The sequence below is a fragment of the Croceimicrobium hydrocarbonivorans genome, from assembly GCF_014524565.1.
GTDB lineage: Bacteria > Bacteroidota > Bacteroidia > Flavobacteriales > Schleiferiaceae > Croceimicrobium > Croceimicrobium hydrocarbonivorans.
Map to the genome: position 1 here is coordinate 2,931,402 of NZ_CP060139.1, position 12,588 is coordinate 2,943,989.

Genomic DNA, 12,588 nt, shown 5'->3' on the forward strand with positions numbered 1-12,588 from the left:
CACCGATTTAGATTAAAGAGTAATGGCTAGATACACAGGCCCCGTTTCCAAGATCGCACGTAAATTCCAAGACCCTATTTTCGGTCCTGATCGTGCCTTAGAAAGAAAAAACTATCCTCCCGGTCAACACGGTCCTAACCGTCGTCGCGGGAAGAAATCGGAATATGCTATTCAGTTAGCTGAAAAGCAAAAGGCAAAATACACTTACGGTATTCTGGAACGTCAGTTCGCGAATATGTTTGATCGTGCTTCACGTGCAAAAGGTATTACCGGTGAGGTATTACTTCAATTATGTGAAAGCCGCTTAGACAATATCGTGTACCGTTTAGGGATTGCTCCAACCCGTCGTGCTGCACGTCAGTTGGTAGGTCACCGTCATGTCACTGTAAATGGTGAGGTGAACAATATTCCTTCTTACCACGTGAAAGTTGGAGATATCATCGCTGTGCGCGAGAAATCCAAATCACTTCAAGTGGTATCTGATTCATTATCCGTTCGCAAAGAACCATTAGAATGGTTAGAATGGAATGAGTCTTCACACAGCGGTAAAATGCTGAGCGTACCTATGAGAGCTCAAGTTCCTGAAAACATCAAGGAGCAGCTCATCGTAGAATTGTACTCTAAATAATTAATAATCTTAATCCCTACCCTTATGGCGATTTTAAATTTCCAGAAGCCTGATCAGGTTATTATGAATCAAGCGACCGACACTGAAGGTCAATTTGAGTTCAGGCCTTTGGAGCCCGGTTACGGTCTCACCGTAGGAAACGCGCTGCGTCGGGTTCTTTTGTCATCACTGGAGGGCTTCGCCATCACTTCTGTTCGCATCGAAGGAGTGGACCACGAGTTCTCCACCATTAAAGGTGTGGTAGAAGACGTTACTGAAATCGTTCTTAACCTTAAACAAGTACGCTTTAAGCGTCAGATTGAGGAGAACGAAACTGAGAATATCAATGTGAGCATTAGCGGCCAAGAACGTATCACCGCCGGTGATATCGGTAAATTTGCCAGCTCTTTCCAGGTACTGAATCCAGACTTGGTAATTTGTAATCTCGATCCTTCAGTGACCATTACCATGGACATCACCGTTGAGAAAGGTCGTGGTTACGTGCCTGCTGAGGAAAACAAGAAAAGTGGTGCTCCCATCGGAACCATCGCTGTAGATGCTATCTATACTCCCATCAAGAATGTGAAGTACAGCATCGAAAACTATCGTGTGGAACAAAAGACCGACTTCGAAAAGTTGATCTTAGACATCACCACTGATGGTTCTATTCATCCTAAGAAAGCACTTACTGAAGCCGCTAAAATCTTGATCCAACACTTTATGTTGGTGAGCGATGAAAAGATCTCTTTAGAAGACAATTCCTCTTCTGAGGCTGATAAGTACGATGAAGAAATCCTTCACATGCGCCAATTGCTTAAAACCAAATTGGTAGATATGGATCTTTCAGTTCGTGCGTTGAACTGCTTGAAAGCAGCTGAAGTTGATACCTTGGGAGATTTGGTAACTTACACCAAGAGCGATCTGATGAAATTCCGCAACTTCGGTAAGAAATCTCTTACAGAACTTGACGAATTAGTGGAAAGCAAGGGATTAAACTTCGGTATGGATATCTCTAAATACAAATTAGACAAGGACTAGTTAACCGATGAGACACGGAAAGAAAATAAATCATCTCGGTAGAAAGTCAGCACACCGCAAGGCTATGCTGGCCAATATGGCAAACAGCCTTATTGAACACAAGCGTATTAACACCACCGTTGCCAAAGCCAAGGCTTTGAAATTGTTTGTGGAGCCGTTGATCACTAAATCAAAAACCGACAGCACTCACAACCGTCGTATTGTATTCTCTTATTTGAAGAATAAAAATGCGGTTACTGAATTGTTCCGTGAAGTGGCTGCCAAAGTTGGTGATCGTCCCGGTGGATACACTCGTATCATTAAAACCGGTACTCGTTTAGGTGATAACGCCGAGATGTGTATGATCGAACTGGTTGATTTCAACGAAATCTACACCAGTGCCAAGAAAGAAGCTACTAAGTCTAAGCGTAGTCGTCGTGGCGGTTCCGGAAAAGCTCAGAAAGAAGCATCTCCGGCTGTTGAAGCGGCTGCTGAAGAAGTAGTAGTTGAGGAAACTCCAGCAGTAGAAGAGGCTCCAAAAGCCGAAGCTCCTGAAGCACCTGCTGAAGAATCGAATGAAGAAGAAAAGAAAGGCGAGTAATTGAATTTCTTTTAACGTATACAAAAGGGATAAGAGCATTAGTTCTTATCCCTTTTTTTGTGGGTGATTGCTTTAGGAATTAACTTTGAAGAGTTTTTGAAAGATGGCCAATTTTACACGTAAGAAAGCAGTTGTAGTCCTGCAAGATGGAACTACATTTTGGGGAAGATCTGTCGGTTTAGAAGGAAGTTCTACCGGCGAAATTTGTTTTAACACTGGCATGACCGGCTACCAGGAGATCTTCACTGATCCCAGCTACTATGGTCAGTTAATGGTTACTACCAATGCCCATATCGGTAATTATGGAGTGAAGGACGATGAAGTAGAGTCCGACTCTATTAAAATTGCCGGATTGATCTGTAAGAACTTTAGTTTCGATCACAGTCGGGTAGGAGCCAACAATTCCCTTTTGAAATACTTCGAAGAGAATGGCAAACTGGTAATCTCTGATGTGGATACTCGTGCACTTGTGCGTCATATCCGCAGCAAGGGAGCCATGAACGCTATTATCAGCACCGAGACCGATGATCTTGAAGCGCTGAAAGCACTACTCAATGAAGTGCCCTCAATGGAAGGCCTGGAGCTTTCCTCTAAAGTGGCTACGACCGAAGCTTATTATTTCGGAGATGAAAATGCCACTTATAAATTAGCCGTTCTCGACTTAGGTGTAAAGCGCAATATTTTGCGCCATTTTGCCAATCGCGGTTGCTATATGAAGGTATTCCCAATGGATACTTCTTTGGAAGAAATGAAAGCCTGGGCCCCGGATGGATTATTTATTTCCAATGGACCTGGAGATCCCGCCGCAATGCAAAACACGGTAAGTATCGTAAATGATATGGTAAACTCAGGATATCCCGTATTTGGTATTTGTCTTGGGCATCAGCTGATTGCCATTTCACAGGGCTTAAATACCTATAAAATGCATCAGGGGCACCGTGGAATTAACCACCCGGTACTTAATATCTTAACCGGTAAGGGAGAAATCACCACTCAGAACCACGGCTTTGTGGTAAGCATGGATGCCGTTGAGGAGCATGCAGAAATAGAATTAACTCACCGTCATTTAAATGATGATGGCGTGCAAGGCATTCGCCTGAAAAATAAACCGGTAAGCAGCGTGCAATATCACCCCGAGGCATTCCCCGGGCCGCACGATTCTGAATACCTTTTTGATCAATTCGTAGAACAACTGAAACAATCTAAATCCTAAGAAATGGCAATTATTTCCGGCATCCACGCCCGTCAGATTCTCGACAGTCGCGGTAATCCTACAGTAGAAGTCGACGTAATCACTGAAAGTGGCGCCCTGGGGCGTGCAGCAGTTCCCTCAGGAGCTTCCACCGGTGTTCATGAAGCGGTAGAGCTTCGCGATGGTGGAGATCAGTGGATGGGTAAAGGCGTGCAGAATGCCGTGGATAACGTAAATAAATTGATCGCCCCGGAGATTATCGGGATGTTCGTTACTGACCAGGCTGACATCGATCAGCGTATGTTGGATCTGGATGGCACCCCCAATAAAGCCAAATTAGGAGCGAATGCCATTTTAGCTGTTTCCTTAGCCGTGGCCAAAGCTGCTGCTAGTGAAACCGGCCAAACTTTGTACAATTATGTAGGTGGGGTAAATGCTCGCACCTTACCCGTGCCCATGATGAATATCCTGAATGGTGGTGAGCATGCTGATAATGCTATCGACTTTCAGGAATTTATGGTTATGCCTTTCGGTGCTTCTAGCTTCTCTGAAGGATTACGCTGGGGAACAGAAATTTTCCATCACCTGAAAAGTGTGTTGAAGGAAAAAGGTTACAGCACCAATGTTGGAGATGAAGGAGGTTTTGCTCCTAATATTCAATCAAATGAAGAGGCTATCGAAACGGTATTGGTTGCGATAGAAAGAGCAGGCTTTAAAGCTGGAGAAGAGATTTACATTGCCATGGATGCCGCCGCCAGCGAGTTTTATCATGCAGATGATAAAATGTATCACTTTAGCGATGGTGCCAAGCGCAGCAGTGAAGAAATGGTCGCTTATTGGACCGAATGGGTGAACAAATACCCCATTATTTCGATTGAAGATGGATTGCATGAAGATGATTGGGCCGGATGGACACAATTAAATGCAGCTATTGGTGATCGCGTACAATTAGTTGGTGATGATTTATTCGTAACCAATGTGGAGCGTGTTCAGCAGGGGATTGATCAAAAAGCGGCTAATTCTGTTTTAATTAAAGTGAACCAGATTGGAACTTTAACAGAAACCATTGAAACCGTGAGTCTGGCACAAGCCAATAATATGACTTGTGTAATGAGTCACCGTAGTGGAGAAACAGAAGACTCTACCATCGCTGATTTGGCAGTAGCTCTTAATACCGGTCAGATTAAAACCGGCTCAGCTTCACGCAGTGATCGTATGGCAAAGTACAATCAATTGCTTCGTATCGAGGAGATGTTAGGCGAGAGTGCCAAATACCTCGGTACCCAATTCAAATTCATTAAAAAATAGTATTCGTAAATGGAAAATTTAAAACAGCACTTTTCTACTAAAATAGATTCAGCTGCAGCTGAGATCAAAGATTTCCTTGCTAAGCATGGAGATAAAGTAGTGGGTGAGGTGAAAATCAGTCAGCTTTACGGCGGTATGCGCGGTGTAAAAGCTCTGATCACCGAAACCTCCAAATTAGATCCGGCCGAGGGTATTCGCTTCCGCGGATATTCAATCCCTGAATTGCAAGATCTTTTACCTAAGGCTCCCGGAGGAAACGAACCACTTCCCGAAGGCATCTTTTATCTGATGTTATTCGATGAGCTTCCTACTCAAGAAGCCGTGCAAGCGGTTACCAAGGAATGGCAAAAGAGAGCGGATGTACCGGCTCACGTATTTAAGGTATTAGATGCTTTGCCAACCGATACTCATCCTATGACTCAGTTCGTATCTGCCATCATGGCCTTACGTACTGAGAGTGAATTCCACACCGCTTACCGCGATGGAATTAATAAGAAAGATTATTGGCAACCTACCTTCGAAGATGTAATGAACCTCATTGCTCGTCTTCCCCGTGTAGCTGCTTATATCTACCGTCGTACTTACCATAATGGCGATCATATTGCTCCGGATCCAAGCTTGGATTGGGGAGGTAACTTCGCTCATATGCTTGGATTTAATGATGAGGAATTCCGCGAATTAATGCGCATATACCTTACCATTCACTCTGATCATGAAGGTGGTAATGTATCCGGTCATACCATTCACTTGGTAGGATCCGCCTTGAGTGATGCTTATCAGTCATTCGCTGCCGGAATGAACGGTTTAGCCGGACCATTGCATGGATTGGCAAATCAGGAAGTAATTCGCTGGACCTTAGCCATGCGCGACGAATTAGGTGGCGGCTTACCTAGCAAAGATGCCATTGAAGGTTATGTGCGCAAGACCTTAGACGAAGGCAAAGTAATTCCAGGATTCGGCCACGCTGTATTGCGTAAGACTGACCCTCGTTACACTGCTCAACGTGAATTCGCCTTAAAGCACATGCCCGAGGATGAGTTATTCCAGGTGATTAGCCGTATTTACGAAGTAGTTCCTGCGGTATTGGAAGAATTAGGCAAGGTGAAAAACCCATGGCCTAATGTGGATGCCCATAGTGGACAGTTATTGATGCATTACGGATTAACCGAGTATGACTTCTATACCGTATTGTTCGGGGTAAGTCGTTCTTTGGGAACCCTGGCCAGCTTAATCTGGGATCGTGCATTAGGAATGCCTATCGAGCGTCCTGGATCCACTACCACTAAATTGTTGAAAGAAGAATACGACGCTTAGTCCCTTCTTTATCGATATAGAAAAAGGCTGTTCAAATTGAGCAGCCTTTTTTATTGGGCTATAATTTGAAGCTTTAGGGAGCTCTTGCTCTTAAGTGAATTCAGAAAATAGATTCCGGCTGGAGCATCAATCTCTAAATTACGACCTCTTAGCTTAAAGGGATGTGATCTGCCGTAGGCATCAGTAAGCGTCCAATCATCAGAAATCACTTCCTGATTAAGATGAAATAGACCTTTTGAAGGATTGGGATAGGCCGATAAAAGGGGAGTAGAAGAATACTGATTTTGAGAAAGTCCTTTGGCCTGACCTCGAGCCAAAATAAGACTGGGCGCCTGATTGAAGTCTGAACCCGCGGCAAAGAACTGTCCTTGATCATCGCAAACTAGGCCACTACCAATACAGGTGGGGGAACTAGAATGACTATCAATAAAAAGGCGATTACCGGCTGAGTCACTTTCCACCACAATCATTTCAGTTTGACCGTTTTCCGGTGCAATACGATAGCCAGTAAAGAGATAAGTATCGTAGGGGCTAATGGCCATATCAAAGCAGGCATCATTCTTTACCACTCCGGGATGAACAAAGACATCAGAAAGCACATTGAGATTGCTGTCCAGAAGGGTTAGGGTAATGTCGAAGTACACGGATAGGGCAGAGGCACCTTCACCACCAATGGCAATTTGCCCTTTGGAATTAACGCCAATAGCATTTCCTCCTCGGGTAAAACCACTGGAGACAATCTTACGATTGACCTGTTGACCTTGATTATTGATTTTAGTTACTAGGTAATCAAAGCGAGTGGCGAGCTCATAATCGGAGGTATAGGCCCATCCGCCGGAAGGCAAAGCAATAATTTCCTGCGCCACAAAAGAGAGGGTATCGATTTGGGTATGGCGGTGCAGGATGTTTAAAGCGGTATCCAGAATCAAAACCTGGGCACTTTGCTCCGCGCCACTCTGGCTGCGCATTTGACTAAGTAGGGCAATTTGATTTTGTTGGTTGGCTGCTATATCCTGACCCGCTAAAATGGTATCACCGGAACCAAAGCGCTTTTCTTGTAGGAGGGTTCCACTGGTATCAAGGATACTTACCCAGGCTTGATTGGTGTCATTCCATGATCTTTCACCCGCTACAAAGAGTTTTTCTTGCAAGAAAATGATTTGAGATGCGGCATAGTTTCCGGTGGTCCCGAATACTTTTTTCCAAAGAACCTGTCCCTGAGAATTGAGCTTATAGAGCTGCCATTTGTTACCGGGAAATTGGTTGGTATCGCCATTGGCCAGGTAGTAGATATTGCCTGTGGGATCCAAGCAAAGTTTAGCAGCAGTTTCCAAGCTTTGATTTGGGCCAAAGTTCTGCCAAACAGCACTTTGACTGTATAAGGTAGAACAAAATAATAGGAGAATCAGAATGCGCATAAGGCTAAGGTAATTCCTCAATTTGAATTGGCCTATTTCGCTTTCGAAATATCACTCTATACTCTCTGAGTTTCAAAAAAATAACTTTACCTTTGCGCTCCTTTTTCTGGGGAGTGAAATGGATCAGGAAAAGGCTTAGAATCAAAATGATGTAAAAATTCTTTCGTTGCGGGTTTCCCTAATGATCTTACCGGCGCGAAATACAAATGATTTCTGCATGTCAGAAGAAAACAAAAAAGTAGAAGAGGAAGTAGCAAATACTCCGGAAACTACCCAGGAGGCGGCTGCTGAGACTGCTGCTGAAACTAAGACCGAAACTGTTGAAGAAGCTCCTGCTAAAGAAGTAGCTCCTGAAGTAGTTGAGGAAAGCACTGAGTTTGATTGGGACGAATTCGAATACGGAATCGCTTCTAAAGGAAAAGCTCAGCGCGAAGAGCTCACCAAGTTGTATGAGGAAAGCCTCACTAGCATCGATGAGCACACCATTACCGAAGGTAAGGTGATCAACATGACCGATCGCGAAGCTATCGTAGATATCGGTTACAAGTCGGAAGGGGTAATCTCCCTGAACGAGTTCCGTTACAATCCTGATTTGAAAGTAGGTGACCAGGTTGAAGTTTTGGTTGACAAAACTGAAGATAAAGAAGGTCAGTTAGTACTTTCTCACCGTAAAGCCCGCTCTATCAAGGCTTGGGATCGTGTGAACGAAGCTCACGACAATGAGGAAGTAGTGAAAGGTTACATTAAGTGTCGTACTAAAGGTGGTATGATCGTTGACGTATTCGGAATTGAGGCTTTCTTGCCTGGTTCTCAGATCGACGTGAAGCCTATCCGCGATTACGATGCCTATGTAGATAAAAACATGGAATTCAAGATTGTTAAGATCAATCACGAATTCAAGAACGTGGTAGTATCTCACAAAGCCCTTATCGAAGCCGACCTCGAAGAACAAAAACGCGAGATCATTGGCAAACTCGAGAAAGGTCAAGTACTCGAAGGTGTGGTGAAAAACATCACTTCTTACGGAGTATTTATCGACCTGGGTGGTGTAGATGGTTTGATCCACATTACCGATTTGAGCTGGAGCCGTATCAACCACCCAAGCGAAGTGGTAGAATTGGACCAGACTTTGAACGTGGTAATTTTGGACTTCGACGAAGACAAAACCCGTATCCAATTAGGTCTGAAGCAGCTTGAGGCTCATCCATGGGATAACCTCGATAGCGAGTTGAAAGAAGGTGATAAGGTGAAAGGTAAAGTAGTGGTATTAGCTGACTACGGTGCATTCGTTGAAATCATCCCCGGTGTTGAAGGTTTGATTCACGTTAGTGAAATGAGCTGGAGCACTCACTTGCGTTCTGCTCAAGACTTCATGAAAGTTGGTGACGAGGTTGAAGCAGTTATCTTAACTCTCGACCGCGAAGAGCGTAAAATGTCTTTAGGTATCAAGCAATTGAGCACTGATCCTTGGACTGATATCACTACCAAATATCCTGTTGGTTCTAAGCACGAAGGTGCCGTACGTAACTTCACCAACTTCGGTGTGTTCGTAGAATTGGAAGAAGGTATTGATGGTCTGATCCACATCAGCGACTTAAGCTGGACCAAGAAAATTAAACACCCAAGTGAGTTTACCTCTGTAGGTGCTAAATTGGAAGTGGTTGTATTGGATATCGATGTTGAAAATCGTCGCTTAAGCCTTGGTCACAAACAAGTTGAAGACAATCCATTCGAAACTTATGCCACCTTATTAGAAGAAGGTAGCGTAATCGAAGGTAAAGTACTTCGCAAAGTTGACAAAGGTGCTGAGATCGTATTCGAAAACCTCGGAGTAGAAGCATTCGTTCCTTCTCGTCACATGGTGAAAGAAGATGGAAGTGAAGTGGCTGCTGATGAGCGTATCGATTTCAAAATCATCGAATTTAATCCAGATGCCCGTCGCGTGGTAGCTTCTCATACCGAGCTTCACAAACAAGTGAAAGCCGATAAGCAGAAAGCCGATCGCGTTCAAGCTAAGAAAGCCGTTAAAGTGATCAACTCTAATGTAGAGCGTTCTACCTTAGGTGACCTTGATGCTTTAAGCAAGCTGAAAGAGCAAATGGAAGACGACGAAAAGAACGGTTAATACCGATTTAAGTCATATTCGACCCCGGTTCTGGTTTTATACTTGAACCGGGGTTTTTTTATGGCTAAAATTGAGATATATTAGGGCTCTGATAGGATTCGGATCTGTTTTAACTTGAAAGTCAATCTCTTTTTTCTTCGTTCATTCTTGCTCCTGTTTAGCTTGAGTTCGCAGGCTCAACTTAGCATGGAGGAGAATGTGGATTCCCTGAATAATCTTTATGCAAAAGGATTGTATGAAGAGCTTATTTATATGGGGCAGTCCAATATTGCCGACTGGCCCTTGGGGGACACTCTAAACAGGCATTATGGTCGTACCTTATTAAACCTGGGCAAGGCCTTTGGTCAGTTAGAGGTCTATTCTGTGGCTATGCAATATCATCGCCGAGCACTGTCGGTCTACAAACAGATTTCAGATTCCTCCGGTGTGGTAAATGCCTATACTTATCTGGCTTCCATTTACTATAGCACTGAAGACTCCGCTGGAGCTTTCGCCAATTTAAATTGGGCTCGTTCCTATTATCCTGATTCGGTTTCCAAAACCGAAGAGATGCGTCATACCTATATATTAGGTTTGCTCTATAAGAAATTTGGCACTCCAGAACGTGGCTTGGAGCTGATTGATAGCCTGATTCCGCATCTTCGAACAAACTCATACCTATATGCCCAGGTGAATGTGGCGAGTATCGATCTTATGGATTCGATGGAGTTTTTAGTGCGGTACCCTGATATTCTTCTTCATATAGAAAGGTCAAAGTTCTCAGTAGTTTATCGAATTAAAGCTTTGGAGGAAGTGCTAATGCGGGCCAATGAAATTGGTCGACAGGATATCATTGTGCGCTATCTGCCCAAGTTGGAAAGCCTAATGAAGGACGGCGGTCGAAATGTGTCAATTACCCAAAAGGCTCGTTTTTACAAGCTTCAGGCGGATGCCAAGGCCTATCAAAAAGATTATCTCTCTGCCTTCAATTTAATGAAGGACTATACCAAGCATTTGGCGCAAATGGATTCGATAAGAGGCGCATCAGACTTGCAAAAACTTGAAACTCAGGTTCGACTGAAAGATGCCGAACTTAATGCTCAAGAACTTAGCATAGCCTTGCAGGACAGTAAGCGTCAGACCTATATTTTAATTGTCATTATTGTATTGGCGGGCATTATCATCTTTTTGATATACCGCATTAATCGCAATACCCGCGAACGCAATAGAGCCATCGCCGAAGTGGCGGCTACGCGTGGTCGAATGCTTTCCATTTTATCGCATGATATCCGTACTCCTCTTGGGCAATTAATAGGAACCCTGGATGCTTTTGAAGAAGGGGATTTGAATGTGACCGAGCTGAAGGAAATGTTGGGTCCTATCAAAGCAGCAGCAGAGAGTACCAATAAACTATTGGATAATACGGTGGCTTGGATCAATGTGAACCGCGCTGATTTTAAACTGAATCCTATCAATTTTGACGTACATGCTTTCTATGAAGATGTATTAAGTCATTTTAAAGCAGTGGCTCGTGCCAAGGAAGTGAGTTTTGAGCTGGATATTCAATTAAAGAACTTGTATGCCGATCGCTTTTTGGTACAAACCACCCTTTTCAATTTAATAAGCAATGCCCTTAAATTCAGTGAGAAGGGCGGACGCTTAGTCTTGAAGAACTATCAGCGAAAGGACCGCAAGGTTTTGGAGGTATCCGATAATGGCCGTGGAATTAGTGAGGCGAATTTGGAGATTATTCGCTGGGAGATGCGCATCAGCACCCAGGGAACTCATCGCGAAAGCGGAGGTGGACTTGGTTTAACCATTGTTCGCGATGCCTGTCATAAGCTGGAAGCGGATTTCGAAATAGACAGCATCGAAGGTCAGGGCACTAATTGCCGAATAGTTTTCTAGCTTCGCAGAGCAAGATTAGAAAGATGCAAATAGCGGAAATTATTCGTGTTTTAGAAGACTGGGCTCCCTTAGCTTATCAGGAGTCCTATGATAACAGCAAATTACTATTTGGTCAAAAGGAGAGTGAGCTGGATCAGGTATTGGTTTCTCTCGATATAACCGAAGCCATTGTGGATGAAGCCCTGCAAAAAGGGGCGCAGATGATTGTTAGTCATCATCCTTTGATTTTCGGAGGCCTGAAGTCTCTTACCGGCAAGAACGATGCAGAGCGAGCACTGATTAAGGCCATTCAGAATAATATTGCCATTTACGCCTTACACACCAATTTGGATAATGTATCTAGTGGAGTGAATGCGGAGATTGGTCGTAGGTTGGGTATTGCTAATCCCAAGATTTTAGCGCCACGTACTGGCATTTTAAAGAAATTGGTAGTCTTCGTGCCTAACAGCAGTGTTCAGTCACTTAGCGAAGCTTTATGGGCGGCTGGGGCTGGAAATATTGGAAACTATGATCAATGTAGTTTTCGATCGGAAGGGAAGGGGACTTTTCGAGCTTCTGCAAAAGCCAATCCTAGCATAGGTGAAATCGGAAGCTTGCATCAAGAAGAGGAGTTTCGATTAGAAGTTTTGGTGGAAGAAGCAAAGCTATCTGGCGTTTTAAAAGCTATGCAGCTGAATCATCCCTATGAGGAGGTAGCTTATGAGATCTATGCCATTGAAAATGCCCATCAGGAAATTGGTTCCGGGATGTATGGCGATTTAGCAGAAGCCATTTCAAGCGAACAATTTTTGAAGCAAATCAAGCAAACTTTTGGCGGTGTAGTACGCTATACTCAAGCTCATAAGGATGAAATCAAAAGAATTGCTTGGTGCGGAGGAAGCGGTAGTTTCCTCTTATCCAGAGCAAAAGCAATTGGAGCCGATTTGTTTCTAAGTTCCGACTTTAAATATCATCAATTTTTTGAGGCTGATAACCAGATACTTATTGCTGATATTGGTCATTATGAGAATGAACAATACACTATCGGCCTGATTGCCGAATATTTGCGGAAAAAATTCCCTAATTTTGCCGTTCTTTTAACGGAAAACAGTACCAACCCGATCAATTATTTATAGCTCT

10 protein-coding genes are annotated in these 12,588 nt (G+C 43.8%); 9 read left to right on the forward strand and 1 reads right to left on the reverse strand.

Annotated elements, in window-relative coordinates; translation table 11 throughout:
* The first annotated feature begins 22 nt into the window (after positions 1-22).
* The 6 genes from rpsD to H4K34_RS13395 all read left to right on the forward strand — a co-directional run bounded on the left by rpsD (position 23) and on the right by H4K34_RS13395 (position 6,039).
* The gene (gene rpsD, locus H4K34_RS13370) at positions 23-628 is read left to right on the forward strand and encodes a 30S ribosomal protein S4 (protein ID WP_210757891.1); all 606 of its coding nucleotides are present in this window, start codon (positions 23-25) and stop codon (positions 626-628) included.
* A 24-nt stretch (positions 629-652) separates the two neighbouring features.
* Entirely contained in the window at positions 653-1,645 is a 993-nt protein-coding gene (locus H4K34_RS13375) for a DNA-directed RNA polymerase subunit alpha (protein WP_210757892.1), read from the forward strand.
* Positions 1,646-1,652: 7 nt separating this feature from the next.
* Positions 1,653-2,225, forward strand: coding sequence for a 50S ribosomal protein L17 (gene rplQ / locus H4K34_RS13380; protein ID WP_210757893.1), 573 nt, complete (start codon positions 1,653-1,655; stop codon positions 2,223-2,225).
* A gap of 103 nt (positions 2,226-2,328) precedes the next feature.
* On the forward strand, positions 2,329-3,438 hold the full coding sequence (gene carA / locus H4K34_RS13385) for a glutamine-hydrolyzing carbamoyl-phosphate synthase small subunit (RefSeq protein ID WP_210757894.1): 1,110 nt from the start codon (positions 2,329-2,331) through the stop codon (positions 3,436-3,438).
* A gap of 3 nt (positions 3,439-3,441) precedes the next feature.
* Positions 3,442-4,725, forward strand: coding sequence for a phosphopyruvate hydratase (eno, locus tag H4K34_RS13390; protein WP_210757895.1), 1,284 nt, complete (start codon positions 3,442-3,444; stop codon positions 4,723-4,725).
* Positions 4,726-4,734: 9 nt separating this feature from the next.
* The gene (locus H4K34_RS13395) at positions 4,735-6,039 is read left to right on the forward strand and encodes a citrate (Si)-synthase, eukaryotic (protein WP_210757896.1); all 1,305 of its coding nucleotides are present in this window, start codon (positions 4,735-4,737) and stop codon (positions 6,037-6,039) included.
* Positions 6,040-6,089: 50 nt separating this feature from the next.
* Here H4K34_RS13395 and H4K34_RS13400 read toward each other — a convergent pair whose 3' ends face one another.
* The gene (locus H4K34_RS13400; RefSeq protein WP_210757897.1) at positions 6,090-7,457 is read right to left on the reverse strand and encodes a hypothetical protein; all 1,368 of its coding nucleotides are present in this window, start codon (positions 7,455-7,457) and stop codon (positions 6,090-6,092) included.
* Positions 7,458-7,674: 217 nt separating this feature from the next.
* Between H4K34_RS13400 and rpsA the strand changes: the two genes are divergently transcribed.
* From rpsA to H4K34_RS13415, 3 genes are all read left to right on the forward strand, one after another.
* The gene (gene rpsA, locus H4K34_RS13405; protein ID WP_210757898.1) at positions 7,675-9,582 is read left to right on the forward strand and encodes a 30S ribosomal protein S1; all 1,908 of its coding nucleotides are present in this window, start codon (positions 7,675-7,677) and stop codon (positions 9,580-9,582) included.
* Positions 9,583-9,744: 162 nt separating this feature from the next.
* Positions 9,745-11,469: a sensor histidine kinase gene (locus H4K34_RS13410; RefSeq protein WP_210757899.1), complete on the forward strand. Its 1,725-nt coding sequence runs from the start codon at positions 9,745-9,747 to the stop codon at positions 11,467-11,469.
* A 23-nt stretch (positions 11,470-11,492) separates the two neighbouring features.
* Entirely contained in the window at positions 11,493-12,584 is a 1,092-nt protein-coding gene (locus H4K34_RS13415) for a Nif3-like dinuclear metal center hexameric protein (protein WP_210757900.1), read from the forward strand.
* Positions 12,585-12,588: the final 4 nt, after the last annotated feature.

What these genes read in the sequence shown, in the direction of transcription:
- rpsD (WP_210757891.1), top strand. Translation starts at nt 23, where the DNA reads ATGGCTAGATACACAGGCCCCGTTTCCAAGATCGCACGTAAATTCCAA.
- eno (WP_210757895.1), top strand. Translation starts at nt 3,442, where the DNA reads ATGGCAATTATTTCCGGCATCCACGCCCGTCAGATTCTCGACAGTCGC.
- H4K34_RS13375 (WP_210757892.1), top strand. Translation starts at nt 653, where the DNA reads ATGGCGATTTTAAATTTCCAGAAGCCTGATCAGGTTATTATGAATCAA.
- carA (WP_210757894.1), top strand. Translation starts at nt 2,329, where the DNA reads ATGGCCAATTTTACACGTAAGAAAGCAGTTGTAGTCCTGCAAGATGGA.
- rpsA (WP_210757898.1), top strand. Translation starts at nt 7,675, where the DNA reads ATGTCAGAAGAAAACAAAAAAGTAGAAGAGGAAGTAGCAAATACTCCG.
- H4K34_RS13415 (WP_210757900.1), top strand. Translation starts at nt 11,493, where the DNA reads ATGCAAATAGCGGAAATTATTCGTGTTTTAGAAGACTGGGCTCCCTTA.
- rplQ (WP_210757893.1), top strand. Translation starts at nt 1,653, where the DNA reads ATGAGACACGGAAAGAAAATAAATCATCTCGGTAGAAAGTCAGCACAC.
- H4K34_RS13400 (WP_210757897.1), bottom strand. Translation starts at nt 7,457, where the DNA reads ATGCGCATTCTGATTCTCCTATTATTTTGTTCTACCTTATACAGTCAA.
- H4K34_RS13395 (WP_210757896.1), top strand. Translation starts at nt 4,735, where the DNA reads ATGGAAAATTTAAAACAGCACTTTTCTACTAAAATAGATTCAGCTGCA.